Origin of the sequence: Pseudomonas sp. AF32, from assembly GCF_022342325.2 — a bacterium.
GTDB lineage: Bacteria > Pseudomonadota > Gammaproteobacteria > Pseudomonadales > Pseudomonadaceae > Aquipseudomonas > Aquipseudomonas uvaldensis.
On the sequence record NZ_RQJK02000017.1, the window covers coordinates 40,281 to 66,314 of the forward strand.

General features: G+C 61.1%; 21 protein-coding genes and 1 pseudogene. 14 read left to right on the forward strand and 8 right to left on the reverse strand.

Annotated features, from left to right (window positions below; all coding sequences use genetic code 11):
• Position 1: 1 nt before the first annotated feature.
• Together EGM97_RS16735 and EGM97_RS16740 are read right to left on the reverse strand one after the other, a co-directional pair.
• Positions 2-1,567, reverse strand: coding sequence for a phospholipase D family protein (locus tag EGM97_RS16735; protein WP_238961741.1), 1,566 nt, complete (start codon positions 1,565-1,567; stop codon positions 2-4).
• A 59-nt stretch (positions 1,568-1,626) separates the two neighbouring features.
• The gene (locus EGM97_RS16740) at positions 1,627-3,060 is read right to left on the reverse strand and encodes an aminotransferase-like domain-containing protein (protein ID WP_238961740.1); all 1,434 of its coding nucleotides are present in this window, start codon (positions 3,058-3,060) and stop codon (positions 1,627-1,629) included.
• Positions 3,061-3,228: 168 nt separating this feature from the next.
• Between EGM97_RS16740 and EGM97_RS16745 the strand changes: the two genes are divergently transcribed.
• On the forward strand, positions 3,229-3,474 hold the full coding sequence (locus tag EGM97_RS16745) for a DUF1127 domain-containing protein (RefSeq protein WP_238961739.1): 246 nt from the start codon (positions 3,229-3,231) through the stop codon (positions 3,472-3,474).
• A gap of 72 nt (positions 3,475-3,546) precedes the next feature.
• Here EGM97_RS16745 and EGM97_RS16750 read toward each other — a convergent pair whose 3' ends face one another.
• Positions 3,547-4,860 carry an NAD(P)/FAD-dependent oxidoreductase gene (locus EGM97_RS16750; protein ID WP_238961738.1) on the reverse strand — a complete coding sequence of 438 codons (1,314 nt, stop codon included), beginning with the start codon at positions 4,858-4,860 and terminating at the stop codon, positions 3,547-3,549.
• Between the two features lie 146 nt (positions 4,861-5,006).
• Between EGM97_RS16750 and EGM97_RS16755 the strand changes: the two genes are divergently transcribed.
• A complete protein-coding gene (locus tag EGM97_RS16755) occupies positions 5,007-5,360 on the forward strand; it encodes a YkgJ family cysteine cluster protein (protein ID WP_238961737.1) in 354 nt (117 codons plus the stop codon).
• Between the two features lie 18 nt (positions 5,361-5,378).
• Here the strand turns inward: EGM97_RS16755 and EGM97_RS16760 are convergent, their stop codons facing one another.
• A complete protein-coding gene (locus EGM97_RS16760; protein ID WP_003206849.1) occupies positions 5,379-5,867 on the reverse strand; it encodes an Lrp/AsnC ligand binding domain-containing protein in 489 nt (162 codons plus the stop codon).
• Positions 5,868-6,021: 154 nt separating this feature from the next.
• On the opposite strand from EGM97_RS16760, the gene dadA reads away from it, so the two are divergent.
• The 6 genes from dadA (at position 6,022) to EGM97_RS16790 (ending at position 12,153) form a co-directional block, all read left to right on the forward strand.
• A complete protein-coding gene (dadA, locus tag EGM97_RS16765; protein WP_238961736.1) occupies positions 6,022-7,326 on the forward strand; it encodes a D-amino acid dehydrogenase in 1,305 nt (434 codons plus the stop codon).
• On the forward strand, positions 7,298-7,651 hold the full coding sequence (locus EGM97_RS16770; protein ID WP_238961735.1) for a RidA family protein: 354 nt from the start codon (positions 7,298-7,300) through the stop codon (positions 7,649-7,651). Before dadA ends, EGM97_RS16770 begins: the two co-directional genes overlap by 29 nt.
• A 98-nt stretch (positions 7,652-7,749) precedes the next feature.
• Positions 7,750-8,823 (forward strand): alanine racemase, encoded by a 1,074-nt coding sequence (alr, locus tag EGM97_RS16775; RefSeq protein WP_238961734.1) that lies wholly within the window; start codon positions 7,750-7,752, stop codon positions 8,821-8,823.
• Between the two features lie 128 nt (positions 8,824-8,951).
• A complete protein-coding gene (locus tag EGM97_RS16780; RefSeq protein WP_053148616.1) occupies positions 8,952-9,500 on the forward strand; it encodes a cupin domain-containing protein in 549 nt (182 codons plus the stop codon).
• Positions 9,501-9,683: 183 nt separating this feature from the next.
• Positions 9,684-10,097: a c-type cytochrome gene (locus EGM97_RS16785; RefSeq protein ID WP_343075398.1), complete on the forward strand. Its 414-nt coding sequence runs from the start codon at positions 9,684-9,686 to the stop codon at positions 10,095-10,097.
• Positions 10,098-10,230: 133 nt separating this feature from the next.
• On the forward strand, positions 10,231-12,153 hold the full coding sequence (locus EGM97_RS16790) for an acetyl-CoA hydrolase/transferase C-terminal domain-containing protein (RefSeq protein ID WP_238961733.1): 1,923 nt from the start codon (positions 10,231-10,233) through the stop codon (positions 12,151-12,153).
• Between the two features lie 116 nt (positions 12,154-12,269).
• Here the strand turns inward: EGM97_RS16790 and EGM97_RS16795 are convergent, their stop codons facing one another.
• Positions 12,270-12,842: a xanthine phosphoribosyltransferase gene (locus EGM97_RS16795; RefSeq protein WP_238961732.1), complete on the reverse strand. Its 573-nt coding sequence runs from the start codon at positions 12,840-12,842 to the stop codon at positions 12,270-12,272.
• A 55-nt stretch (positions 12,843-12,897) separates the two neighbouring features.
• Positions 12,898-14,907 carry a DNA helicase Rep gene (gene rep, locus EGM97_RS16800; RefSeq protein WP_238961731.1) on the reverse strand — a complete coding sequence of 670 codons (2,010 nt, stop codon included), beginning with the start codon at positions 14,905-14,907 and terminating at the stop codon, positions 12,898-12,900.
• 272 nt (positions 14,908-15,179) lie between these two features.
• On the opposite strand from rep, the gene EGM97_RS16805 reads away from it, so the two are divergent.
• The gene (locus EGM97_RS16805; protein ID WP_238961730.1) at positions 15,180-16,847 is read left to right on the forward strand and encodes a putative bifunctional diguanylate cyclase/phosphodiesterase; all 1,668 of its coding nucleotides are present in this window, start codon (positions 15,180-15,182) and stop codon (positions 16,845-16,847) included.
• A gap of 49 nt (positions 16,848-16,896) precedes the next feature.
• On the opposite strand, the gene EGM97_RS16810 is transcribed toward EGM97_RS16805, so the two are convergent.
• Positions 16,897-18,297 (reverse strand): NorM family multidrug efflux MATE transporter, encoded by a 1,401-nt coding sequence (locus tag EGM97_RS16810; protein WP_238961729.1) that lies wholly within the window; start codon positions 18,295-18,297, stop codon positions 16,897-16,899.
• Positions 18,298-18,444: 147 nt separating this feature from the next.
• Here EGM97_RS16810 and EGM97_RS16815 point away from each other — a divergent pair, with 147 nt between their 5' ends.
• The 4 genes and pseudogenes from EGM97_RS16815 (at position 18,445) to EGM97_RS16830 (ending at position 23,003) form a co-directional block, all read left to right on the forward strand.
• Positions 18,445-19,365, forward strand: a complete 921-nt coding sequence (locus EGM97_RS16815; protein WP_238961728.1) for a LysR substrate-binding domain-containing protein — start codon at positions 18,445-18,447, stop codon at positions 19,363-19,365.
• Positions 19,366-19,553: 188 nt separating this feature from the next.
• Positions 19,554-20,675: pseudogene (locus EGM97_RS16820) on the forward strand (Cache 3/Cache 2 fusion domain-containing protein); the annotation flags it as partial.
• Between the two features lie 132 nt (positions 20,676-20,807).
• Positions 20,808-21,530, forward strand: coding sequence for a methyl-accepting chemotaxis protein (locus EGM97_RS16825; RefSeq protein ID WP_477788824.1), 723 nt, complete (start codon positions 20,808-20,810; stop codon positions 21,528-21,530).
• 258 nt (positions 21,531-21,788) lie between these two features.
• Positions 21,789-23,003 (forward strand): aldose 1-epimerase family protein, encoded by a 1,215-nt coding sequence (locus EGM97_RS16830; protein ID WP_238961726.1) that lies wholly within the window; start codon positions 21,789-21,791, stop codon positions 23,001-23,003.
• 6 nt (positions 23,004-23,009) lie between these two features.
• Here the strand turns inward: EGM97_RS16830 and EGM97_RS16835 are convergent, their stop codons facing one another.
• Positions 23,010-24,503: a YifB family Mg chelatase-like AAA ATPase gene (locus tag EGM97_RS16835; RefSeq protein ID WP_238961725.1), complete on the reverse strand. Its 1,494-nt coding sequence runs from the start codon at positions 24,501-24,503 to the stop codon at positions 23,010-23,012.
• A 198-nt stretch (positions 24,504-24,701) separates the two neighbouring features.
• On the opposite strand from EGM97_RS16835, the gene EGM97_RS16840 reads away from it, so the two are divergent.
• Complete coding sequence (locus EGM97_RS16840) at positions 24,702-25,964, forward strand: sensor histidine kinase (RefSeq protein ID WP_238961724.1); 1,263 nt, start codon at positions 24,702-24,704, stop codon at positions 25,962-25,964.
• Positions 25,965-26,034: the final 70 nt, after the last annotated feature.

Sequence of the window (26,034 nt, forward strand, 5' to 3'; positions counted from 1 at the left end):
CCTACAGCATCCGCTCCAGGCCGATGGTGTTGGCGAACCAGGCGTTGAACCGTCGCCACCAGCTGCCCGGCTCGCGATCCAGATCGTGCAGCTTGCCGTTGTCTTCGGTGGTCCACACCAACTTTCCATCTTCCAGTCTGGGCTGGTAACTCAGGGGCGGCGCCATGCCCTGCAAGGCCAGATCGCGTACCTGACCCGCCAGTTCCGGGCTGTCCACCAAGACGCCGACTTCGGTATTCCACAACACCGAGCGCGGGTCGAAATTGAACGAGCCGATGAAGGATTTCTGTCCGTCGAAAATGATCGCCTTGCTGTGCAGGCTCGAATCCGATTCGCCGTAGGACTTGCTATAGAACAGATGTGGGCTGCTGCCACCGGTGTCGCCAGGTTGACGACGCAATTCGAACAGCCGTACGCCATGCTCCAGCAGCGTCTTGCGATAAGGCGCGTAGCCGCCATGTACCGCTGGCACGTCGGTGGCGTCCAGGGAGTTGGTCAGCAGGCTCACCGACACTCCGGCGTCGGCGCGGCTGGTCAGGTACACCAGCCCCGGTTGGCCGGGAACGAAGTATGCTGAAATCATGATCAGCTCTTTGCTGACGCCCGTCAGCTCCGGGCCCAATTGGGTGGTCAGCAACAGTTGCGGGTCCGGTTCGTCCTTCGCCAGCACTTTGCTGGGTGCGTCCCACAATGCCTGGTTCCAGGCCCAGATCAACTGGTCGCGCCAGATGTCCAGCCGCGGCTGAGTCCTGTAGCTGGTCAGTTGTTGGTACAGCGTGTGATTCTCCTTGTGCGTCTGCTCCAGAGACTCTTGCAGGCGCAGGCGGCTGTTATCGAGCTCCTTGGCCGTAGGCCGATGGGACAGGAATTGCTCGATCGGCTTGCTCAGGGCGCTATTCCAGTACTGGTCGAAACTGTGCCCCAACTGCTGCGCCACGGGACCGACGCCGAGCAGGTCGATGTCCGTGAAGTTGAGGTTGGGTTCGGCGTCGAAATATTCATCACCCAGGTTGCGTCCGCCGACGATCGCCATGCTGTTGTCCGCCAGCCAGAGCTTGTTATGCATCCGCCGGTGCTGCAACGACAGGTTGAACAGGCGCCCTAGGCCACGGGTCACGCCTGTGGCGCGTCCCAGGTGGAGGGGATTGAACAGGCGGATCTGGATGCGGGGATGGGCGGCGAGGGTGGCGATGATCTGATCCTGGCCATCACTGGTGGTGTCGTCCAGCAGGATCCGCACCCGTACGCCCCGGTCGGCGGCCTTGAGCAATTCGTCCACCAGCATGCGTGTGCTGATGCCGTCATGAACGATGTAGTACTGCAGATCCAGGCTGCTCTGGGCGTTACGAATCAATTCGGCCCGGGCGGTGAAGGCGTCGGTGCTGTCGGAGAGCAGGCGAAATCCCGAGCGTCCTTCGTGAGGAGCGGCCTGGGCCTGGACCGAGCGGCCAAAGGAGGAGTCGGAAGCCGGCAATGCCTGGGAAGGCTCGCGGGTGATGTCTACGCTGGCGCAGCCACCCAGCAGCGAGACGATTAACAGCGCAGGCAGGATCGGTCTTGATCTCACGTAGGAACGTTCCGCTTGTTGTTATTGATCGGCTTTGCTGCCGCTTCCCTGCGTAAACTTCAGACGTCGCTGCAGTGGGTTTCGTTCAACAGCGCAGCGGCAGCGGCGCCTACCTTGCGTACAGCTTCTTCGATCTGTGCTGTTGGCTTGGCAGCGTAGTTCATCCGCAGGCAATTGCGGTACTTGCCCGACGCCGAAAAAATGCTGCCAACGGCGACCTGCACCCCTTGGTCGTGCAGGACCCGGTTGAGCTTAAGCGTATCGAAACCGTCGGGTAGCTCGATCCACAGCATGAAGCTGCCTCGCGGACGACTGGCCCGGGTGCCCGACGGAAAATAGCGGCTGACCCAGTCGATCATGGCGTCGCGATTACGCTGATATTGCGCACGCATCCGTCGCAAATGAGGTTCGAAGTGTCCGCCTTTGAGAAACTCTGCGATGGCAATCTGCGGCTGCGGGGCAGTGGAGCCGGTGCTGATGTATTTCATGTGCAGCACTCGCTCCAGATACCGGCCCGGAGCGACCCAACCTACTCGCAGGCCCGGCGCCAGGGTCTTGGAAAAAGAACTGCAGAGCAGGACACGGCCATCTTCGTCGAAGGATTTGATCGTGCGAGGGCGCGGGTAGGTGTAGGCCAATTCCCCATACACATCATCCTCGATAATTGCCACGTCGAAGCGCTGGGCCAAGGTCAGCAGAGCACGTTTATTGGCCTCCGGCATGATATAGCCCAAAGGGTTGTTGCAACTGGGCGTCAACTGTATGGCCTTGATCGGCCACTGTTCCAGGGCCAGCTCCAGTGCGTCCAGGCTGATACCGGTGAGCGGGTCTGTAGGAATTTCCAGAGCCTTCATGCCCAGACCCTTGAGCGTTTGCATGGCGCCATGAAAGCTGGGGGAGTCCACGGCCACGATATCGCCCTGTTCGCAGGTTGCGCGGATGCTGACCGACAGCGCTTCGTGGCAACCCGTGGTAACGATCAAGTCGCTCGGGCCCAACTGGCAACCGGAGTCCAGCGACAGACGGGCGATCTGTTCGCGCAGGGCGAGGTTGCCATAGATGTTGTCGTAATACAGGCCCGGCATGTCCTGGCGACGGCTGATCTGCGCCAGGCTGCGCAGCAGCGGTTTCAGGGTCGGTGAGTTGACGTCCGGCATGCCGCGCCCCAATTGCACCACATCCTTGCGCGGTACGGCGCGTATCAGCTCCAACACCTGGTCCCATTGGGAAATGTCCACCGGTCGTTGGGCGGGACGGCCGACCACCGGCAGGTCTGGCAACTCGCGGCTGACCGGCACGAAATAGCCGGATTTGGGCTTGGGCATCGCCAGGCCGTTGTCTTCGAGCACGCGATAGGCCTGCTGCACCGTACTCAGGCTGACCCCGTGTTCCACGCTCAAGGCCCGTACCGACGGCAGCCGGTCGCCGGGGCGGTAGAAGCCCTGTTCTATGCGGGTGCCGAGCAATTCGGCGAGGTTCACGTAAAGGGTCATGGCGTGTTCTCGATGAGGTACCGATACAGTTGGCTGATAAAAACAGGATTCAGTGCAAAAAAAGCCAGATCTGTATGATTTTAATATTCGAAGGTTGAATCTGTATTGAATTTTGCCGTCCGCGCATCATGAAAGCTCTGGTTATCCATGTAAACAGGAGCGATGAAAATGAACGGCTTGAGCGATGTACGGCTAACGCTGCACAGTCAGGAACTGGAGGCAGGGCAGGAAAAGGAGATGCGCAGCGCCATGCCGCGCAATGCGCCTGCCTGCCTCGGCCGCTGGGGCCTGTTCTGGCATCGTCTGCATACACGCAAAGCCTTGTTGGAGCTGACGCCCGAACAGTTGCGGGATATCGGGTTGAGCCGGGAGCAGGCGCGGGCGGAGGGGTTGAAACCGTTCTGGCGGCTCTGAAGTGAAGTCGGTCATTAATCTGCTATCGCAGGCAAGCCTTGCCTGCGATAGCTCCCTGAGCCACCAAAGCTTTCAGACCAACTCTTTCAGCCTGTGCCACAGCATCCCCAACGCCAGCAGCGGTGAGCGCAGGTGTTTGCCCCCGGGGAACGTGATGTGGGGCACTTTGGCGAACAGGTCGAACCCGCCGCTGTGTTGCCCGCTGATGGCTTCGGCCAGCAGTTTTCCGGCCAGGTGCGTGGCATTCACGCCATGACCGGAGTAAGCCTGGGCGAAATACACATTGGGTTGGTCCTTGAGTCGACCGATTTGCGGCAGGCGATTGGCGCCGATGCCGATCATCCCGCCCCATTGATAATCGATTTTCACGTCCGCCAGTTGCGGGAAGACCTTGAGCATTTTCGGACGCATATAGGCGCCGATATCCTGCGGATCACGGCCTGAATAATGACAGGCACCGCCGAACAGCAGGCGTCGATCCGCCGAAAGCCGATAGTAATCCAGCGCCACCCGCTGGTCACAGACCGCCATGTTTTGCGGCAATAAACTGTGGGCCAGGGTCTCGCTCAGAGGCTCCGTGGCGATGATGTAACTGCCGGCGGGCAGCACTTTGCCGCTCAACTCCTGGTTGAGGCCGTTGAGGTAGGCGTTGCAACCCAATACCAGGGTCTTGGCAAGCACCGAGCCATGTTCGGTGTGCACCTTCACTTGTGGGCCGTAATCGATGCGCGTGACCGCCGATTGTTCGAACAGGCTGACCCCCAGTCGCTGCGCCGCGTCGGCTTCGCCCAAGGCCAGGTTCAACGGATGCAAGTGACCGGAGCCCATGTCGATCAGGCCCCCCACGTAGCGATCCGAGCCCACCACGCTGTGCATTTCGTGGGCTTGCAGCAGGCGGGTCGTGTGGCGATAGCCCAGGCTGCGCAACTCTTCGGCGTCTTCGGCGAAGCCTTCCAGATCGGCGGGTTTGTTGGCCAGGTCGCAGTAGCCCCAGGTCAGGTCACAGGAGATCTGAAAACGCTCGATGCGTTGGCGGACGATTTCCACCGCTTCCAGACCCATGAGCTTCATCTGACGTACGCCATCTGCCCCGATGACAGGGGCGAACTGATCCAGGCCATGGCCGACGCCTCGAATCAATTGGCCGCCGTTACGCCCGCTCGCGCCCCAACCGATCCTGTGGGCCTCCAGCAACACCACGCTCAGGCCGCGCTCGGCCAGCTCGATGGCCGTGTTCAGCCCGGAGAATCCGCCGCCGACCACGCAGACATCGGCCACTCGCTCGCCTTGCAGCGCCGGATGATTCGGTTGTGGCAGGCTGCTGGCGGCGTAATAGGAAGCGGCGTGTGCGTGGCTCGGGACTGCTTGCTGAACACGGGCGTTCATGTGCGTAATCCTGATTGTTATGTTTGAGAAATTTTACGGAGCATAAGCCGCGGCTTCGCTCGTGGGCAACATCGGTCGGCCGGCGCTGTCTGGCCCGCTGCTTTTAAGGCAGAATCCCGGACTGTCTCGCCTTGGTAGCCGTTTCGATGAGTTGCAACAGTCAAAAAATCCGCACGCTGCGCCAGCAGATCCCGTCGTTCGAATGTGTGCCGGGCTGCCATGACTGCTGCGGACCGGTGACCACGTCCCCCGAGGAAATGGCCCGTCTGCCGCGCAAGACCCGGGCCGAACAGGACGCCGCCCTGGAAGCGCTCGATTGCGTTCACCTGGGACCGAACGGTTGCACCGTCTATGACGAGCGACCGTTGATCTGTCGGCTGTTCGGCACCACTGCAAGCTTGCCGTGCCCCAATGGGCGACGTCCGGTGGAGTTGATTCATCCGCGGGTCGAGAAGCAGATTCATGAGTACATGGCCAGCAATCGGCAGGTACTGGTTTGACACCCGCGAGGGCCTCGTTCAATCCGGAATCGGCAGATTCAGGCTCTCCTTCACCTCTTCCATCACGATATAACTCTTGGACTCACGAACGTGGGGCAGCTTGAGCAGAATGTCGCCCAGCAGCTTGCGGTACGAGGCCATCTCGGAAATCCGTGCCTTCACCAGGTAGTCAAAATCCCCCGACACCAGATGGCACTCCAGAACGTGAGGCAATTTCAGCACGGCGCGTCGGAATTCTTCGAAAGTATCGCCGGACTTGTAGTCGAGGCTGATCTCGACAAACACCAGCAGGCTGCCCTTCAGGTGCTGGGGATTGAGCCGGGCGTTATAACCCATGATGATCCCTTCGCGCTCCAGGCGCCGCACCCGCTCGGTACACGGTGTGGTGGACAGACCGACCTTTTCGCCCAGTTCGGTGAAGGAGATCCGCCCGTCCGCCTGGAGGATGCGCAGGATGTTGCGGTCGATCTTGTCCAGCTCGCGTTTGGTCTGTGTATTGGTGCGCACAGGGGATGCTCCTCCATGAAAAGGGTTTTTGCCGAGAATTCTCGCCAAATATAGGCATTTATATAGTGAAAAGCACTGCCTGATCTTTTTTAAACTGCGCGCATCAAAGCTGTGTACAACAAACGTCAGCGGTTAGCCGCGATGAGGTCATAAAATGCGCGTTCTGGTCTTGGGTAGCGGCGTCATCGGCACGGTCAGTGCCTACTATCTGGCCCGCGCCGGATTTGAAGTGGTTGTGGTCGACCGTCAGCCGGCGCCCGCCATGGAAACCAGCTTCGCCAACGCCGGCCAGGTCTCGCCGGGGTATGCCTCGCCGTGGGCCGCGCCGGGCGTGCCGCTCAAGGCCATCAAGTGGCTGCTGCAGCGTCATGCGCCGCTGGCCATCAAGGCCACGGCCGACATTGACCAATACCTGTGGATGGCGCAGATGCTTCGCAACTGCACCGCCAGTCGTTACGCCATCAACAAGGAACGTATGGTGCGCCTGTCGGAGTACAGCCGCGACTGTCTCGACGAGCTGCGCGCCGAAACCGGTATTGCCTACGAAGGCCGTAGCCTGGGTACTACACAGTTGTTCCGTACCCAGGCTCAGCTCGACGGCGCGGCGAAGGACATCGCCGTACTGAAGGAGTCCGGCGTGCCCTTCGAAGTGCTCGATCGCGAAGGCATCGCGCGGGTCGAACCGGCTCTGGCCAATGTCACCGACATTCTGGCGGGCGCCCTGCGGTTGCCCAACGACCAGACCGGCGATTGCCAGATGTTCACCACGCGCCTGGCGGAAATGGCCGTCAAGCTCGGTGTGGAATTCCGCTTCGGCCAGGATATTCAACGCCTGGACTTTGCCGGTGACCGCATCAATGGTGTCTGGATCGATGGCAAGCTGGAAACCGCCGATCGTTACGTCCTGGCGTTGGGCAGCTATTCGCCGCAATTGCTCAAGCCCCTCGGTATCCGCGCCCCGGTCTACCCGCTCAAGGGGTATTCCCTGACCGTGCCGATCACCAACCCGGCAATGGCGCCTACCTCCACCATCCTCGACGAAACCTACAAGGTGGCGATCACCCGTTTCGACAACCGCATCCGTGTGGGCGGCATGGCGGAAATTGCCGGTTTCGACCTGTCGTTGAATCCGCGTCGCCGTGAAACCCTGGAGATGATCGTCAACGACCTTTATCCTCAGGGCGGCAATCTGGCCCAGGCCAGTTTCTGGACCGGCTTGCGCCCGACGACCCCGGACGGTACGCCGATCGTTGGCGCCACGCCGTTCAGGAACCTTTTCCTGAACACCGGTCATGGCACGCTCGGCTGGACCATGGCCTGTGGTTCCGGTCGTTTGCTGGCGGACTTGATGGCTCGGAAAAAGCCACAGATCAGCGCCGAAGGTCTCGATATTTCCCGTTATGGCAGCAAACATCAGGAGTCTGCGAAACATGGCAATCCAGCGCCAGCTCACCAATGACCGCATGAGCCAGGTTGTGGTGCACAACGGCACCGTTTACCTGGCCGGACAGGTCGGCGACGACATGAGCGCCGGCATCGAACAGCAGACCCGCGAAACCCTTGCCAATATTGAGCGTTTGCTGGACCTGGCGGGGACCGACAAGACGCGTCTGCTATCGGTGACGATTTATCTCAAGGACATCGAGGCCGACTTCGAAGGCATGAATTCGGTCTGGGACAAGTGGCTGCCCAAAGGCGTCGCGCCGGCGCGAGCCACGGTGGAAGCCAGGCTTTGCGAACCGGAAATCCTGATCGAACTGTCGGTCGTGGCCGCCCTGCCGTAGAGCGATTGAAACCCCTCCCTCTCCCGGCGCGGCGGGTGGTACATGCCATCAGCCAGCGCCGGTTTTTTACCCCTGTCCGACTATAGAAGTCTGCCGCCATGCGTCCTGCTCGTGCCCTGATCGATCTCCAAGCCCTGCGTCACAACTACCAATTGGCCCGCGAAGTCACAGGAGCCAAGGCCCTGGCGGTGCTCAAGGCCGACGCCTACGGGCACGGTGCGGTACGTTGTGCCGAGGCCTTGCAGGACAGTGCCGACGGCTTTGCCGTGGCCTGCATCGAAGAGGCCCTGGAACTGCGGGCCGGCGGGATTCGTGGGCCGATCCTGTTGCTGGAAGGTTTTTTCGAAGCCAATGAGTTGTCGCTGATCGTCGAGCATGATCTGTGGTGCGTCGTGCATTCCTTGTGGCAGCTCGAAGCGCTCGAGAAGGCAGCGATGAGCAAGCCGATCACCGTCTGGCTCAAGCTTGACTCCGGGATGCATCGGGTCGGATTGCACCCTGCGGACTACCAAGGCGCCTATCGTCGACTGCTGGCCAGCGGCAAGGTGGCGAAGATTGTGTTGATGACTCACTTCGCCCGTGCCGACGAGTTGCACGACTCCAGCAGCGTCCAGCAACTGGCGGTGTTCGAGGCGGCTCGCCAGGGCCTGGTGGCGGAAACGAGCCTGCGCAATTCACCGGCGGTTCTGGGTTGGCCGCAAATTCCGAGCGACTGGGTGCGCCCGGGTATCATGCTGTATGGCGCGACGCCCTTCGATGAAGCCCACCCTACGGCTTCACGCTTGCAACCGGTCATGACGCTGGAGTCGAAGATCATCAGCGTGCGCGAATTACCCGCCGGCGAGCCGGTGGGATATGGCGCCCGCTTCGTGACCGCGCAACCGACTCGGGTCGGGGTGGTTGCCATGGGGTATGCCGATGGGTACCCACGCCAGGCGCCGACCGGTACGCCGGTGCAGGTTGATGGACAGCCCAGTCAACTGGTCGGACGGGTTTCGATGGACATGCTGTGCGTCGATCTGACGAACTTGCCGCACGCCGGCCTCGGTTCGAGCGTAGAGCTTTGGGGCAAGCACGTTCTTGCCAGTGACGTCGCGAAGGCCGCCGGCACGATTCCCTATCAGATTTTTTGTAACCTGCGACGAGTGCCAAGGCTCTATTCCGAGGGCTGAGACGAAGCAGGCTTGACCGGAGGTCGCTTCACTGCACAGGATTCGGGCCAAGGTGTTGTAAATACTGAACGCTGTCGCCATGATAACGCTCACTTACACCACAACCTGACTTCCTGGAGGTTCCTGCATTGGACGTCGGTGAACGACTGCAAGCCATTCGTAAACTCAAAGGTCTTTCCCAGCGTGAACTCGCCAAGCGCGCGGGCGTCACCAACAGCACCATTTCGATGATCGAGAAAAACAGTGTCAGCCCCTCGATCAGCTCGCTGCGTAAAGTCCTTGGCGGAATCCCCATGTCCATGGTCGAGTTTTTCTCCGAAGAAATCCTTCAGGAGAAACCGACCCAGATCGTCTACAAAGCCAACGAATTGATCGATATCTCCGACGGCGCCGTGACCATGAAACTGGTGGGCAGGGCGCATCCGAGCCGGGCCATTGCCTTCCTGAACGAGATCTACCCGCCTGGCGCCGACACCGGTGAAGAGATGCTTACCCATGAGGGTGAGGAGACCGGGATTCTGGTGGAAGGTCGGTTGGAGCTGGTGGTGGGCGCCGAGACATTCGTGCTCGAAGCGGGTGACAGCTACTATTTCGAAAGCACCAAGCCGCACCGTTTCCGTAATCCGTTCGATGCGCCGGCGCGACTGATCAGCGCAGCCACACCGGCCAATTTCTAAGAAACATGGCGCCGAGCCTGGATGGCAGAGGCGCCTGGGGGTAAGCGGGTCATGCTGGACAAGACCCTTGCGACTTTAGGGTTGTTTCAGTGTGACAGGCTTACCGCTATACTTGCGCCCGCCTGCAAACCGTGGCCGCAGGCGTGACTAGCCACCATTGAGGGTGTACGCGTGAACCTAATTATGAAAATGCTGGCTGCACCAGCTACCGTATTGGCCCTTTGGGCTGCGAGCGCCCAAGCGGCGCCCACCGATGAAATCGCCAAACGTCTTGAACCCGTCGGCCAGGTTTGTGTTCAAGGGAAAGAATGCAAGGGCATGGAGGTTGCTGCAGCAGCTGGCGGTGCTGGTGGTGCCAAGGCACCGAAAGATGTCATTGCCAAGCATTGCAACGCTTGTCACGGCACCGGCCTGCTGGGCGCACCGAAAATCGGTGACAAGGCTGCCTGGAAAGAGCGCGCCGATCACCAGGGCGGCCTCGACGGCATCCTGGCCAAGGCCATTACCGGTATCAACGCCATGCCGCCTAAAGGTACCTGTGCCGACTGTTCGGATGACGAACTCAAAGGCGCCATCAAAGAGATGTCCGGGCTGTAACCTTCCGGTATCGGGCACAAAAAGCCGCTTTCGAGCGGCTTTTTTGTGCCCGATGTCTTTCCGACCTGTTCATCGCAACCAAGACCCGGCAAGCTCGGTCCAACCCACATCACGGAATGTCCCGGAGGGTCGGATGGTGCAGTTGTGTTCAATCGAACAGGCGGTGGACGAAGTACTGGAGCGCCTGCCAGCCCACATTCACCTCGGCATGCCCCTGGGCCTGGGCAAACCCAATCTGTTCGCCAACGCGTTGTACCGGCGCGTCGCGCAATTGCCCGAGCGGCAACTGACCATCTATACGGCCCTGAGCCTGGGGCGGCCGAACCTGGGCGATGGTTTGCAGAAGCGATTTCTGGAGCCTTTCATCGAGCGGGTTTTCGGCGACTACCCCGAACTCGACTACCTGGCCGATCTGCATCGGGACTGCCTGCCTTCCAACATCCGGGTCGAGCAGTTCTTCCTGCAACCCGGCAGCCTGCTGCACAGCGCTTCGGCCCAGCAGGACTACGTCAGCAGCAATTACAGCCACGCTGCCCGGGATATCAACGCCGCCGGTCTGAACCTGATCGCGCAATTGGTGGCGAGCGACCCGCAGCACTCGGATCGCCTGAGTCTGAGCTGCAACCCCGACATCACACTTGATCTGCTGCCCATGATTGCCAAGCGGCGGGCGGCGGGGGAGACCATCCTCATGCTGGGCCAGGTTCACAGCGACTTGCCCTACATGCCAGGGGACGCGGAAATCGGCATTGATGATTTCGATTTCCTGATCGACGAGAAGGACAGCCACACGCTGTTTTCCACGCCCAACATGCCGGTGGGGTTCCAGGATCATTTCATCGGCCTGCACGCCAGCACCCTGGTGCGCGACGGCGGCACGTTGCAGATCGGCATCGGCTCCATGGGGGACGCATTGACGGCCGCGTTGCTGGCGCGCCAGGCGGATAATGTGGGTTACCAAGCGTTGCTGGCTGACCTGAACCTTAGCCAGTGGGCGCAGTTGATCGAGCGCGAGGGCGGCGTCGAGCCGTTTGCCAAAGGTTTGTATGGGTGCAGTGAAATGTTCGTCAACGGCCTGTTGGTGCTGGCCGAGGCCGGAATTATCCGCCGCAAGGTCTACCCCGACGTGACGACCCAGGAACAGGCCAACGCCGGTACCCTCGATGAGGCGGCGCAGCCCGACGGCGTGTGCATCCACGGTGGCTTCTTCCTGGGCCCGCGCAGCTTCTACGAGCGCTTGCACGAATTGCCCCCAAGCAGGCGGCTCGAATTCAACATGACCCGCATCAGCTACATCAACGAGCTGTACGGCCAGGAACAGCTCAAGCGCCTGCAACGAATCGATGCGCGTTTCATCAACACGGTGTTCACCATGACCTTGCTGGGCGCCGGGGTGGCCGATCAATTGGAAGACGGACGGGTGCTCAGTGGTGTGGGCGGGCAGTACAACTTCGTTGCCCAGGGGCATGCACTGGAGGGCGCGCGCTCGATTCTGCTCTTGCGCAGTTGGCGCGAGGCGGGAGGCGAGGTCAGTTCGAACATTGTCTGGGAGTACGGCCACTGCACGATCCCCCGGCACTTGCGGGACATCGTGGTCACCGAGTACGGCCTCGCCGACTTGCGGGGCAAGACCGACGCCGCCGTGATCGAAGCGTTGCTGAACATCAGCGATTCACGCTTCCAGCCGGGGCTGATCGAGCAGGCGCAGAACGCGGGCAAGCTGCCCAGGGATTTCCGTCTCGATCCGCGGTTCGCTGACAACACCCCGCAACGTTTGCAGGCGATCCAGGCCCGGCACCCGAACCTGTTTCCCGAATACCCGCTGGGCTCTGATTTCGACGGGGTAGAGCGCGATCTCTTGCGGGCGCTGAATTGGCTCAAGAGCAAGTTCAAGCTCACCGAAATGTTCGAACTGGGCAAGGCTGCGCTGGATGCGCCGGAACCCGGGACCTACCCCGAGCATCTGGAACGGATGCAACTGGCGAGCCCGGAAGGGCTGAAAGAGGATTTGGCCCAGCGGTTGTTGCTGGCAGGGCTGAAGGCTACGGCGCTGTAACGACGAGCACAATCCATTGTGGGAGCGGGCTTGCTCGCGAATGCAGTGTGTCAGTCGAAATTACTTTAGCTGACACACCGCATTCGCGAGCAAGCCCGCTCCCACAGGAGATAGGGTTAGTCGATGAAGGTGACGACACCACCCGCCAGCGACTTCACCCGCGCCAGGGATTCAACGCGATAGCCCTGGGCATCCAGCTCAGCACGACCGCCCTGGAAGGATTTCTCGATCACGATCCCCAGCCCGGCGACGGTGGCGCCGGCTTGCTTGATGATGGAAATCAGCGCCTGGGAGGCTTTGCCGTTCGCCAGGAAGTCATCGATGATCAGCACCCGATCGCTGCTGGTCAGGTGACGGGGGCTGATGGCGACGGTGCTTTCGGTTTTCTTGGTGAACGAATACACGGTCGCTGACAGCAGGTTCTCCGTCAGGGTCAGGGATTGCTGCTTGCGGGCGAAAATCACCGGCACGCCCAGGTTCAGGCCGGTCATGATCGCCGGGGCAATGCCCGAGGCTTCGATGGTGACGATCTTGGTGATACCCGAATCCTTGAACAGCGTGGCGAATTCGTCGCCGATCAGCTTCATCAATTGCGGGTCGATCTGATGGTTCAGGAAAGCGTCGACTTTCAGGACCTGATCGGAAAGCACGATGCCCAGTTCACGGATTTTCTGCTGCAGGGCTTCCATGAAGCCTCCTCTGGTGGCGCCATCAGCGCCTGGGGTCAGTAAAAAGTAGTCGATTCTAACGCTTGAGCATCGCTCGTATATCCGCCAGAGCGTTATTGCCGCGAACGGCCTTCACTTCGGTCGGTGTATCGTCGTTGCCTTCCCAGGCCAGGTCGTCCGGCGGCAGTTCGTCGAGGAAGCGGCTCGGGGCACAGTCGATCACTTCGCCGTATTGCTTACGCTTGGCGGCGAAAGTAAACGCCAGGGTCTGGCGGGCCCGGGTAATGCCGACATAGGCCAGGCGCCGCTCTTCTTCGATGGTGTCGGCTTCGATGCTGGAGCGGTGCGGCAGGATTTCTTCTTCCATGCCCATGATGAACACGTAGGGAAATTCGAGCCCCTTGGAGGCGTGAAGAGTCATCATCTGCACGCCCTCGGCACCTTCTTCCTCCTCCTGCTGACGTTCGAGCATGTCCCGCAGCACGAGCTTGCCGATGGCGTCCTCGACCGTCATGTCGCCGTCTTCATCTTTCTCCAGGGTATTTTTCAACGCCTCGATCAGGAACCAGACGTTGCCCATGCGGTAATCGGCGGCCTTGTCGCTGGAGCTGTTGGTGCGCAGCCAGTTCTCGTAGTCGATGTCCATGACCATGCTACGCAGCGCGGCGATCGGGTCTTCCCCGGCGCACTGTTCACGTACTTTGTCCATGAAGCGCTTGAAGCGCGCCAGGCGGTCGGTGAAACGGCTGTCCAAGTGCTCGCCCAAACCGATTTCGTCGGTGGCGGCGTACATCGAAATCTTGCGTTCGGTGGCGTAATTACCAAGTTTTTCCAGGGTGGTCGAACCGATTTCCCGGCGGGGGACGTTGATGACCCGCAGGAAGGCATTGTCGTCGTCCGGGTTCACGATCAGGCGGAAGTAGGCCATCAGGTCCTTCACTTCCTGGCGACCGAAAAAGCTGTTGCCGCCCGACAGGCGATAAGGGATTTGATGGTGCTGCAGCTTCAGTTCGATCAGCTTGGCCTGGTAGTTGCCGCGATACAGGATGGCAAAGTCGCTGTACGGTCGGTCGGTACGCAGGTGCAGGCTGAGGATTTCCATGGCCACGCGTTCGGCTTCGGCGTCTTCGTTGCGGCAGCGGATCACGCGGATCTCGTCGCCGTGGCCCATCTCGCTCCACAGTTGTTTTTCAAACTCGTGGGGGTTGTTGGAAATCAGCACGTTGGCACAGCGCAGGATGCGGCTGGTGGAGCGATAGTTCTGCTCCAGCATCACCACCTTGAGTGACGGGTAGTCTTCCTTGAGCAGCATGAGGTTTTCCGGCCGCGCGCCGCGCCAGGCGTAGATCGACTGGTCGTCATCACCCACGACGGTGAACTGGTTGCGTTTGCCGATCAGCAGCTTTACCAGCAGATATTGGCTGGCGTTGGTGTCCTGGTATTCGTCCACCAGCAGGTAGCGGACCCTGTTCTGCCATTTTTCGAGGATGTCGGCGTGGTCCTGGAATAGCTTGACCGGCAGCAGGATCAGGTCGTCGAAGTCCACCGCGTTGAAGGCCTTGAGCGTGCGCTGGTAGTGAGCGTAGACGATGGCAGCGGTCTGTTCCTTGGGGTTGCGGGCGTTTTCCAGGGCCTCGGGCGGCAGGATCAGGTCGTTTTTCCAGGCGCCGATCATGTTCTTGATCTCGTCCACGCCGTCGTCGCCCGAGTATTCCTTCTGCATGATGTCGGTCATCAGGGCCTTGACGTCGGTCTCGTCGAAAATCGAAAAGCCCGGCTTGTAGCCCAGTCGCGCATGTTCCTTGCGGATGATGTTCAGGCCCAGGTTGTGAAATGTGCACACCGTCAGGCCCCGGCCTTCGCCGGGGCGCAGCAGGCCGCCGACTCGCTCCTTCATTTCCCGGGCGGCCTTGTTGGTGAAGGTCATGGCGACAATGTACTGGGCGCGGATGCCACAATTCTGGATCAGATGGGCGATCTTGCGGGTGATCACGCTGGTCTTGCCGGAGCCAGCACCGGCGAGCACCAAAAGTGGGCCGCCGACGTAGTTCACGGCTTCTTGCTGCCGGGGATTGAGTCGGGACATGACGGGGTCAGGGAGTCGTTTGCGAAAATGGGCCGGCATTTTAACAGGCTCAGCGAATTGTGCTGCTCTGTCCGACTTGTGACGCCACTCGCAGGAACATCGCCGTTTTGCTGGCGCGCCCCGGAATTTGCGGCGGATTTGCGGGGAATGTTCGATTTTTGGATGAAAAATTCACCAGAAGCCTGTATTTGAGAACCATTGCCATTGGTCATTGCCGATTGGCAGGTCATAATGCCCGGCGCCTATCACCTTGCAGAGTCTAGGGAGTCAGCTTGTCCACGCCTGTCGAACCCTTGCGTTTGCTGCTATTGGCCGAAGAGCCTGAATGGCCGGCGATATTGCGCGAGTGCCTGGCGCCCATGGCGGGCTCCGTCGTGCTGATCAGCGCCCCGGACTGGGAGTCGGTCAGCAGTCTGTTCGAAGATAATCGCAATGCTGTACTGCTGACCGTCGCGGCATTGCAACCGGCGCCCGGTCGTTGCCGCCTGCCGACGGTCCTGCTGCTTGAACAGGAGCCGGCGACACCGCCCGATGGCGCCAGCGACTGGCTGGTGCGTGACATGCTCGACAGCGCGACCCTGCGCCGTTGCCTGCGCCACGTGCGCGAACGCGGCGTGCTGGAGAACACGCTGCAACGTCTGGCCGAACAGGACCCGTTGACCGGCATCGCGAACCGCCAGGGTTTCCAGACCCTGCTGGCGGCGCGCCTGGCGGAAAACGACGGCCGCGGCCTGGCGCTCGGTCATCTGGACCTGGACAATTTCCGCCACGCCAACGATGCCCTCGGCCATCAGGCTGGCGACCGCTTGATCCTGCAAGTGGTGTCGCGTCTCAAGGGATCGCTCGAGGCAGGCGACCAGCTGGCGCGCCTGGGCGGCGACGAGTTCGCCTTGCTGATTGACACCCGCCGCGCACCTCAACGGGCCGAATGGATCGCCGAGCGCATCACGCAAGCCATGGCCGAGCCTTATTGGGTGGACGGTGAAAGCCTGCTGATCGGCTGCAGCCTGGGCATAGCCCACGCTCGCGCCCAGGCTGGCGCCGATCCGCTGATGTGGCACGCCCACATCGCCATGCAGCAGGCCAAGAGCACTCAGGGCTGCACCTTCCATATCTTCAACGAACGGATCAACCGCAATGCCCGTAGCCTCGCCGACCTGGAGAGCGAACTGCGCCGGGCACTGCGGCGCGATGAGCTGGAACTGCATTACCAACCCCGACTGGATCTCGATAGCGGCAATATTGTCGGCCTCGAAGCCCTGGTGCGCTGGCGCCACGGTGAGCGCGGGTTGCTGCCGCCGAGCGAATTCGTGCCGCTGGCCGAACAGAGTGGCTTGATCGTGCCGTTGGGCTACTGGGTGATTTCCCGGGCGCTACGGGACATGCAGGCACTGCGCGAGCGGGGCCTGGCGCCCTTGCACATGGCGGTCAACCTGTCGTTCCGGCAGTTCCAGGACAGTCAGTTGCTGGTGACCTTGAGCCGGCTGATCGCCGAGCGCGGTGTCGAGGCCCAATGGCTTGAATTCGAACTCACCGAAACCGCGGTCATGCGCCGCAGTGAATTGGTCAAGCAGACCATGGACGCCCTGGGACGCCTGGGGGTGCGTTTTTCCCTGGACGACTTCGGCACCGGATTTTCCTCATTCGTGCACCTCAACAGCCTGCCCATCGCCCTGCTCAAGATCGACAAGAGTTTTGTCGGCGGCATGGAGCAGCGTGAAGAGAACCGCAAGCTGGTGCACGCGATGATCAACCTGGCTCACAACCTGAACCTGGAAGTGGTGGCCGAAGGCGTGGAAACCCCGGAGCAACTGGCGCTGCTACGGGGCTTCGGTTGCGACCAGGTGCAGGGTTACCTGATCAGCAAACCGTTGCCGTTGCCTGACTTGGTTGACTACCTGATGCAAGGTGGCAAGTCGACACAGCAAGGCATGGCCTGACCCCCCGTTTTCTGTGGGAGCGAGTCTGCTCGCTCTCACAGGGGGATGCTCAATCGATCTGGACGGTGTCGAAACCCCGCTGCCCAGTCTCAGCCCTGATCATCCGCGCCATCTTCCCTTCGAACGCCAGTGTCAGGCTCACCGCGGCGCACGCCAGTCCCAGGGCCAGGCCCCACCAGACACCGGTCGGCCCCCAGTTCAGGTGGAAGGCCATCGACCACGCGGCCGGTGCACCGATCAGCCAATAGCAACCCAGGCCCACCAGGAACGTGGTCTTGGCGTCCTTCAACCCACGGATGCAGCCCATGGCGATGGTCTGTGTGCCGTCGAACAACTCGAACCATGCCGCGACCGCCAGCAGGCTCACCGCGAGGTCGATGACCCCACGGAAAGCCGGGTCGTTGTGGTCCAGAAACAGGCCGATAAGCTGATTCGGCAACAGCCAGAACACCATGGCGAATGTCAGCATCACCGCTGCGCCGAAGCCGATACCGACCCGTCCGGACAGTCTCGCCATGAGCAGTTGCCCGGCGCCGTAGTGTTGGCCGATGCGCATGGTGATCGCATACGACATCCCCGCCGGGACCATGAACGCCACCGAGACGATTTGCAGGGCAATCTGGTGTGCCGCCAATGGCGTGCTGCCCATGGTGCCCATGCACAGCGCGGCGAACGCAAACAGGCCAACCTCCACGGTATAAGTGCCGCCAATCGGCAAGCCCAGGCGCCACAGTTCCTTGAGGTAGTGGCGATTGGGTCGTGACAGGCCTGCAAGCAATGGATAGGCGTGGTAAGCCGGGTGACGATGGATATGCCAGGCCAGCACCAGGGCCATGCAATTGGCGACAATGGCCGTCACCAGGCCAATCCCCATCAGCCCCAGTTTCGGCAGGCCGAACAGGCCCGTGATAAGCGCGTAGTTGAGCAGGAAGTTGGCCACGGTGCCGCCCAGGCTGATCACCATCACCGGCGTGGCCCGGCCAATGGCGCTGGTGAAACCGCGCAGAGCCATGAAACTCAGGTAGCCGGGCAGGGCGAATGGCAGGGCCAGCAGGAATTGCCCGGCGGACAGCACGTTGGTTTCGGTCTGGCCGAACATCAACAGCACGGGTTTGAGGTTCCATAGCAGTAACCCCGCCACCAGGGCCATCAGCCAGGCCAGCCATAACCCGGCCTGGGTCAGCCGGGTAGCACCCTCGACATCGCCCGCGCCTTGGCGGATTGCGACCAGGGTGCCCACGGCTGCGATCACACCGATGCAGAAAATCGAGACGAACGAATAAGACGCCGCCCCCAGCCCACCACCGGCCAGGGCTTCGGGGCTCAGGCGCGCCATCATCAATGTGTCGGTCAGGACCATCAACATGTGCGCCAACTGCGAGGCAATCAACGGCCCCGCCAGCCGCAGGATGGCCCGGAGTTCGGTACGCGCCGGATGTTGCATGGTCATCACGCTACCTGTTTGGAAAAGGCAGTAAAGCTTCGATTCTCGGCGCCTCCGGAGCTTTGCACAAAAGGATAAAAAAGATCGCTGGCATGATTAAAACTCATGCAGGATATCTGGTACGGTGCGTGGACAGCCTTACGGAGATTCCCAATGGCGCGCCGTCTCCCTCCTCTGTATGCACTGCGGGCATTCGAAGCCGCGGCGCGGTACAGCTCGTTTACCCGCGCCGCGGACGAATTGTCGATTACGCAAAGTGCGGTCAGCCGCCATATCCGTACGCTTGAGGAGCACTTTGCCTGCCGACTGTTCCAGCGCAATGGACGCAATCTGCAACTGACCGAAGCGGCGCGGCTGCTTCTGCCGGGCGTGCGCGAGGGGTTCATGGCGCTGGAGCGGGCCTGCCATACCCTGCACGGGGAGGACGGTATCCTGCGCATGAAGGCACCCTCGACCTTGACCATGCGTTGGTTGCTGGCGCGCCTGAGTCGCTTTCGCCATTTGCAGCCGGGCAATGAAGTGCAACTGACCAGCGCGTGGATGGATGTCGATTCGGTGGACTTCAACACCGAGCCTTTCGATTGCGCCGTATTGTTGAGCAACGGGCACTTCCCGGCAGACTGGGAAGCGAGCCTGCTTTTTCCCGAAGAGTTGATCCCGGTAGGCGCGCCGAACCTGTTGAACGATCAGCCTTGGGACATTGCACGGCTGGCCAGCACGGAATTGCTGCACCCGACGCCAGACCGTCGGGACTGGCGCAAGTGGCTCGAGTGCATGGGCCTTTCCGACAAGGTTTCGCTCAAGGGTGGGCAGGTGTTCGATACGCTGGAGCTGGGCATGATCGCGGCCGCTCGCGGTTATGGCGTATCGATGGGCGACTTGCTGATGGTGGCCGAGGATGTGGCACAGGGGCGTTTGAGCCTGCCATGGCCGACGGCCGTCGCCAGCGGTGAGCATTACTACCTGGTCTGGCCGAAAACCCGGCCGGGAGGTGAACGTTTGCGTCGGCTCAGTGACTTTCTCCAGGGTGAGGTGAAGGCCATGCAATTGCCGACGGTAGAACGCCTCGGCTGAATCGTTAAATGCTCGCTTGGTGGCTACTTGATATTAATCCGCCCGAAGCGCTCAAGTATTCGGCTTTGCCGCCGAATTCGTGCACATGGAACCTTCGTTCAGAAAGGGCTTACCGATAAATTCACCCGAATAAAATGCCGAGTGTGCGACTCGATCAGGATGATCTGGTCACTCGTCCAGGAGCCGTCATGTCTCAACCCCGTGCCCGGATCGCCTCACAGCTGGGTCTTGCCCTCGCCGTGATACTGGCGGTCGTGATTTCCGGCAGTACTGTTTTTGCCCTGCGTTCACTGGATACAGCCAACCTTGCCACCCGTGAAGAACACCTGGCCAGTGAAGCGCGTTTGTTAGCCGATCAGCTCAGCACTTTCCACGGCACCCTGCGCGAAAGCACCCAGCGGTTGGCCGGCCTGTTCGAAAAGCGTTTCAGCGCTGGCCTCAGCGTACACCCCGACCAGCCGGTTGCCGTGGCGGGCGTTCAGGTCCCAAGCCTGAACCTGGGCAGCACGGTGTTGAACAACGATTTCACCGAAGTCGACGAGTTCAAGCAAATGACCGCCGGAACAGCCACGGTATTCGTGCGCAACGGTGAGGATTTCTTCCGCGTCAGCACCTCCGTCAGCAAGCAGGACGGTACGCGCGCCATCGGTACGGTGCTCGACCATGCCAGCCCGGCCTATGCTCGCTTGATGGCCGGGCAGAGCTACATCGGTCGCACCCTGCTGTTCGGGCGCTACTACATGACCCAGTACAGCCCGGTGCGCGACAGCAGCGGCAAGATCATCGCCGCGCTGTATGTAGGGTTCGATTACACCGATGCGCAGAACGCGCAGTTCGAAAACCTCAAGCGCTTCCGCATTGGCCAGACCGGTTCGCTGGCTTTGCTGGATGAGCAAAACAAATGGCTGGTGCCACCCGCCGGCGTGCAGGCGCTGGACCAGGCAGCCACCACGACCCAGAAGCTGGCCAAGACGCCGGGCAAAGGGGTGTTCTGGAACGATACCGCCGAAGAGTTCTACAGCGTCGCCGTTCCGTTCGAAGGCGGGCCATGGGCGGTTGTGGCGAGCATGCCGAAAGCCGAGATCAGCGCCGTGACCTGGAACGTGGGCACGCAACTGGCCATCGGCAGCCTGCTGGCGATGCTGCTGGCCGTTGGCGCGGCGATGTGGCTGCTGCGCAGCAAACTGGCGCCTCTCGGGGATCTGGTACGCCAGGCGGAAGCCTTGGGGGCCGGTGATCTGAGCGTCCGCCTGAACGTGTCGAGCCATGACGAAATCGGTCAACTGGCCCGGGCCTTCAATCAGATGAGCCAGGCGCTGTCGACCATGGTCGAACACATCCGCAAGGCTTCTCAGGAGGTCAACAGCCGCGCCCAGGCCTTGTCCGGCCTGTCCAGCGGGGCGTATGAAGGAATGGAGCAGCAGTCCGGCGAAATCACCAGCATGGCCGGCGCGGTGGAAGAGTTCAGTGCGACCTCGTTGAACATTGCCGACAACATGAGTAACACCCAGCGTCTGGCACAGGAAAACGCACAACAGACTCAGATCGGTCGCACGTCGATGGATGAAGCTTCGTCGTCCCTGGAGCAGATCGCCGGCGCGCTCAACAGTACCGCCACGGTCATCAATACCCTGGGCCAGCGTTCCCAGGAAATCGGCGGCATCGTGGGCGTGATCACGTCCATTGCCGAACAAACCAACCTGCTGGCCTTGAACGCCGCCATCGAAGCCGCCCGTGCGGGTGAGCAGGGCCGTGGTTTCGCCGTGGTGGCTGACGAAGTCCGTAGCCTGGCGTCCCGTACCCGTCAGGCCACTGACGAAATCTCCAGCATGATCACCAGCATCCAGCAGGAAACCGGCAACGCCATCAGCACCATGGAACAGGGCAACCTGTTGATGCAGGAAGGCCTGTCGCGCAACGCCAACGTGGCCTCGGCCCTGGCCCGCATCGACGAGCAGAGCCGTTCGGCCGGCCAGCAGTTCGCGGCGATTACCACCGCCACCCAGGAACAAAGCAGCACCGCGACCTTGTTGAGCAGTAACCTGCAGAGCATCGCCATGGCCAACAGCGAACAACGCGAAGTGGTCTCGAACCTGGCGATCACCGCCAAGGAACTGGAAAAACTGGCGCAGGACCTGCGTCAGGAAGTCGATCGGTTCCGCTGAGGCATTCTGCTGCTGGCAGAAGGGCCTCATCGCGAGCAGGGCCCGCTCCCACGGGATGACGATTAATTTCAGCCAAACCCTGTGGGAGCGAGCCCTGCTCGCGATGGCGGCAGGCCAGCCAGCCTCGCGCCAACCGGGCCGCTTTTATCGAGTCGCTTACCCACCCTTCATTTTCGCGATGGTTGCGGTATTTCTACTTGCTGAAACGTTTCTGCAAGACTATAAAATCCGCACAACTCCAAAAAGAAGGCTACTCCCATGACTCCGCTCAAACTGTTTGTTGCCCTCGGCGCCTTGGGCGTCGCGTCCCACGCCATGGCTTGGGACTACGTCCTGCTCGACACTGACAAAGCCGCACAGCCCTGGCAAATCACCAGCCAACAGCTCGGCGTCAAAACCGACAAACCCTTCTCCGTGACGATGCGTACCCTGCATGGCGGGCGGCAGGAGGGCGTCAGTATCGTCGACATCGACAACGGCACCCTGAAGCTTTCGGTCGTCCCGACCCGCGGCATGAACGTGTTGCAGGCCTCGGTGGGCAGCGTGCGCATGGGCTGGGATTCGCCGGTCAAGGAAGTGGTCAATCCGGCCTTTATCGAGCTCAACGGTCGCGGTGGATTGGGTTGGCTCGAAGGTTTCAACGAACTGGTGACCCGTTGTGGCTACGAATGGGTCGGCCACCCGGGCATGGACAATGGCGAGCTGCTGACCCTGCACGGTCGCGCCGCCAACATTCCGGCCAACAAGGTCACCCTGCATATCGATGAAAAACCGCCATACGCCATCACGCTTAGGGGCGAGCTGAAGGAGCAGGCCTTCAAGAAGGTCGACTTCTCGGTGCAGACCGAACTGGTCACCGAGCCTGGCAGCGTGACCTTCGCACTCAACGACACGCTGACCAACAACGGCGATTACCCGAAGGAATACCAGGCGCTGTACCACAGCAATTTCAGCACGCCGTTCCTGGAGCAGGGCGCGCGTTTCGTTGCCCCGATCAAGCAGGTGTCGCCCTTCAACGACAAGGCCAAGGGCGACCTGGGCGATTGGCAAACCTACCGGGGGCCAACGCGTGATTACGACGAAACCGTCTTCAACGTCGTGCCGTACGCCGATGCCAAGGGCGACACTCTCACCGTATTGCACAACAGGGCCGGCAACCTTGGCGTGTCGGTGGGCTTCAACACCGCGACGCTTCCGGTTTTCTCCCTGTGGAAAAACACCGACACCCAGGGCCAGGGATATGTGACCGGGTTGGAGCCGGGCACCAGCTTTTCCTATAACCGCCGGTACCAGCGACCTTTGGGCCTGGTCCCCACTATCGGGCCGAAAGAGCACAAGCGATTCACGATCAATTACAGCCTGTTGGCGGACAAGGGTGCCGTGGACAAGGCACTCAAGCGCATCGATACCATCCAGAACGGTCAGAAAACCGAAGTGCGCGACACGCCGCTGGTGGATCTGGCCAAGCCATGACCCGGTTCATGGTGTAGCGGGCCGATATTGCAGCGCTTCGGCCAGGTGCTCGCGCCGAATGCTTGCCGCTTGCTCCAGGTCCGCCAATGTCCGGGCGACCTTGAGCAGGCGATGGGCGGCACGCAGCGATAAGGTCAGCCGTTCGCAGGCCGTTTCCAGCCAGGTTTCGTCGGTTGTGGATAAATGGCAGTGCCGGCGTAAACCCGGCAGGTCCAGGAAAGCGTTGGCGCAACCCTGGCGTTTGTGCTGGCGCTCGCGGGCTTCGGCCACCTGTCCAGCGACGGTGGCCGTATCCTCGCCCGGTGCGCTCCGTGGATTGAGTGCGGTGGCCTCACGGGAGACGGTCAGGTGCAAGTCGATACGGTCCAGCAAGGGGCCGGACAACTTGTTGCGATAGCGCTGCACCATGTCCGGCGTGCAGGAGCAGCGGCCAGTGGGCTCGCCCAGGTATCCACAAGGGCACGGATTCATTGCCGCCACCAGTTGGAAACGTGCCGGGAAGCGCACCCGGTCACGGGCGCGAGACACCACGATGTAGCCTGATTCCAGCGGTTCCCTCAGCACTTCCAGGACCTTGCGGTCAAACTCGGGCAATTCATCCAGAAACAGCACGCCATGGTGAGCGAGGGTGATTTCCCCTGGCTGCGGTTTGGACCCGCCGCCCACCAGTGCTGGACCGGAGGCCGAGTGGTGCGGCTGGCGAAACGGCCGTTGCGGCCAGTGGCTCAACGGCACGCAACTGGCGACCGATTGAATCGCCGCCACCTCCAGGGCCTCGCTCTCGGCCAATGGCGGCAACAGCCCTGGCAGACGGCTCGCCAGCAAGGTCTTGCCGGTTCCCGGAGGCCCGCTGAGCAGCAGGTTATGAGCGCCGGCGGCAGCGATCAGCAAGGCGCGCTTGGCTCCGGCCTGGCCTTGTACTTCGTTCAGGTCTGGATAAGGCTTGCTGGCCGAGAGCAACCCATTGGAAACGAAAGGTTCGATGGGCGTATGGCTGTTGAGGTGCGCGACGGCTTCGAGCAGATGATCCACGGCGATGACCTTCAGGCCCGACGCCAGGCAGGCCTCCTCGGCATTTGCCCGTGGGACTACCAGCGTACGCCCGGCCCTGCGTGCCGCCAGCGCCGCGGGCAAGACACCGCGCACCGGCCGCACCGCGCCGGATAATGCCAGCTCACCGAGGCATTCCACGTCGTCAAGGGTCAGGGTCGGCACTTGCACACTGGCGGCCAGGATCCCCAGGGCAATCGCCAGGTCGAACCGCCCGCCATCCTTCGGTAGATCGGCGGGCGCCAGGTTCAAGGTGATGCGCCGCGCCGGGAAGTTCAGCCCTGAGTTGATGATCGCGCTGCGCACCCGGTCCTTGCTTTCCTTCACAGCCGCTTCCGGCAAACCGACCATCGTCAGCGATGGCAAACCATTGGCCAGATGAACCTCAACGGTAACGGCAGGGGCCTCCACCCCTACCTGGGCGCGGCTGTGGACGATGGCGAGCGACATGGAACGTTCCTTGAGTGAATAAAGGGCCGCGTCCTGCGGCTGTTCAAAGGGTAGTCGTGAGGGAAGGTCCCGGAGCGGTAATTGAATGGCCGTTTTTTCGCAGGATGTTTCGAATACGGCGGGGGGCATCAGGGCCCTCTGCTAGACTGAAAAAGTCCGGTATTGGCGGTATACAAACGGCACAGGGAGGAAGCGGCCATGGACAATCTGCTGGCGCTGTTGACCGACAACCGCTTTATGCCCCATGGCCACTGCTACATGTGGCGTCCGGATCTGCTCTGGACCAATGTCATCGCCGATGGCTTGATCACTTTTTCCTACATCAGCATTCCCTTCACCCTTCTTTACTTCATCCATAAGCGCAAGGACGTTCCGTTCGACTGGATGCTGGCGGCTTTCGGCGTCTTTATCCTGGCCTGCGGGACCAGCCATGTGATGGAGATCCTGACCATCTGGCAACCGTACTACTGGCTGTCGGCGCTGGTTAAGGTCATCACCGCCATTGCCTCGGTGATTACCGCTATTTTGCTGGTCCGGCTGATACCCGCGGCGCTGAAGATTCCCAGTCCCCAGCAATTGGCCAGGGTCAACGACGAATTGCGCGAAGCCCAGGCCGAACTGGTCACCACTGCCCGGCGGGCGGGCATGGCGGAGATTGCTACTAACGTCTTGCATAACGTGGGCAATGTGCTCAATAGCGTTAACGTGTCGGCCCAGGTCTTGTACGACAAAGTGCACACGTCCAAAGGGCAGGGGGTCGCCAAGGTCGTCCAGTTGATGAAGGAACATTCCGACGATCTGGGCGATTTCTTCAGCAGTGATCCAAAGGGCCGGGCTCTGCCGGAGTACTTGGGCAAGCTCGCCGAGTCACTGGCAATCGAGCAGCAAAGCATGATCAATGAGTTGGCGCAGCTGACCAAAAGCATCGACCACGTCAAGGAAATCGTCGCCACTCAGCAGGCGTATGCCGGCAATTCAAGTGTGTTGGAGCCGGGGTCGTTGCGAGAGTTGATCGAGGATGTGGTGCGAATCTGCCATGTCTCCCTGGCACGCCATCATGTAACGGTGGTCAAGGAGCTCGACGATATCCCGCTGATGCCGCTGGATAAACACAAGGTGCTGCAAATTTTGATCAACCTGATCAACAACGCCAAGCAGGCCCTCGACCCGGTCGTGGACCGGCCATCCCGGATCATCCTGCGTCTCAAGGCCATTGAAGACAAGCGAGTGCGGGTCGAGGTCGAGGACAACGGCGAGGGCATTTCCATGGGCAATCTCACCCGGGTGTTCGAGCATGGTTTCACGACACGGGTCGACGGCCATGGCTTCGGCTTGCACAGCTGCATCCTGGCGGCCCATGAAATGGGCGGTGAACTGATGGTGCAAAGCGACGGGCCGGGACTCGGAGCGCTGTTTGCGCTGGAGCTGCCGATGGTGCCCGCTTCGGACAAACCGCATTGAAAAATCCATACGGTCATCCGCTGTTCTCCATGTGACCGGTTTTTCACATGACTTAGCATCCCCAAGAGGT

What these genes read in the sequence shown, in the direction of transcription:
- dadA (WP_238961736.1), top strand. Translation starts at nt 6,022, where the DNA reads ATGCGCGTTCTGGTCTTGGGTAGCGGCGTCATCGGCACGGTCAGTGCC.
- EGM97_RS16840 (WP_238961724.1), top strand. Translation starts at nt 24,702, where the DNA reads ATGGACAATCTGCTGGCGCTGTTGACCGACAACCGCTTTATGCCCCAT.
- EGM97_RS16745 (WP_238961739.1), top strand. Translation starts at nt 3,229, where the DNA reads ATGAACGGCTTGAGCGATGTACGGCTAACGCTGCACAGTCAGGAACTG.
- EGM97_RS16815 (WP_238961728.1), top strand. Translation starts at nt 18,445, where the DNA reads ATGGCGCGCCGTCTCCCTCCTCTGTATGCACTGCGGGCATTCGAAGCC.
- EGM97_RS16785 (WP_343075398.1), top strand. Translation starts at nt 9,684, where the DNA reads ATGAAAATGCTGGCTGCACCAGCTACCGTATTGGCCCTTTGGGCTGCG.
- EGM97_RS16795 (WP_238961732.1), bottom strand. Translation starts at nt 12,842, where the DNA reads ATGGAAGCCCTGCAGCAGAAAATCCGTGAACTGGGCATCGTGCTTTCC.
- EGM97_RS16770 (WP_238961735.1), top strand. Translation starts at nt 7,298, where the DNA reads ATGGCAATCCAGCGCCAGCTCACCAATGACCGCATGAGCCAGGTTGTG.
- rep (WP_238961731.1), bottom strand. Translation starts at nt 14,907, where the DNA reads ATGTCCCGACTCAATCCCCGGCAGCAAGAAGCCGTGAACTACGTCGGC.
- EGM97_RS16835 (WP_238961725.1), bottom strand. Translation starts at nt 24,503, where the DNA reads ATGTCGCTCGCCATCGTCCACAGCCGCGCCCAGGTAGGGGTGGAGGCC.
- EGM97_RS16750 (WP_238961738.1), bottom strand. Translation starts at nt 4,860, where the DNA reads ATGAACGCCCGTGTTCAGCAAGCAGTCCCGAGCCACGCACACGCCGCT.
- EGM97_RS16830 (WP_238961726.1), top strand. Translation starts at nt 21,789, where the DNA reads ATGACTCCGCTCAAACTGTTTGTTGCCCTCGGCGCCTTGGGCGTCGCG.
- EGM97_RS16790 (WP_238961733.1), top strand. Translation starts at nt 10,231, where the DNA reads ATGGTGCAGTTGTGTTCAATCGAACAGGCGGTGGACGAAGTACTGGAG.
- EGM97_RS16825 (WP_477788824.1), top strand. Translation starts at nt 20,808, where the DNA reads ATGGCCGGCGCGGTGGAAGAGTTCAGTGCGACCTCGTTGAACATTGCC.
- EGM97_RS16740 (WP_238961740.1), bottom strand. Translation starts at nt 3,060, where the DNA reads ATGACCCTTTACGTGAACCTCGCCGAATTGCTCGGCACCCGCATAGAA.
- EGM97_RS16755 (WP_238961737.1), top strand. Translation starts at nt 5,007, where the DNA reads ATGAGTTGCAACAGTCAAAAAATCCGCACGCTGCGCCAGCAGATCCCG.
- alr (WP_238961734.1), top strand. Translation starts at nt 7,750, where the DNA reads ATGCGTCCTGCTCGTGCCCTGATCGATCTCCAAGCCCTGCGTCACAAC.
- EGM97_RS16810 (WP_238961729.1), bottom strand. Translation starts at nt 18,297, where the DNA reads ATGACCATGCAACATCCGGCGCGTACCGAACTCCGGGCCATCCTGCGG.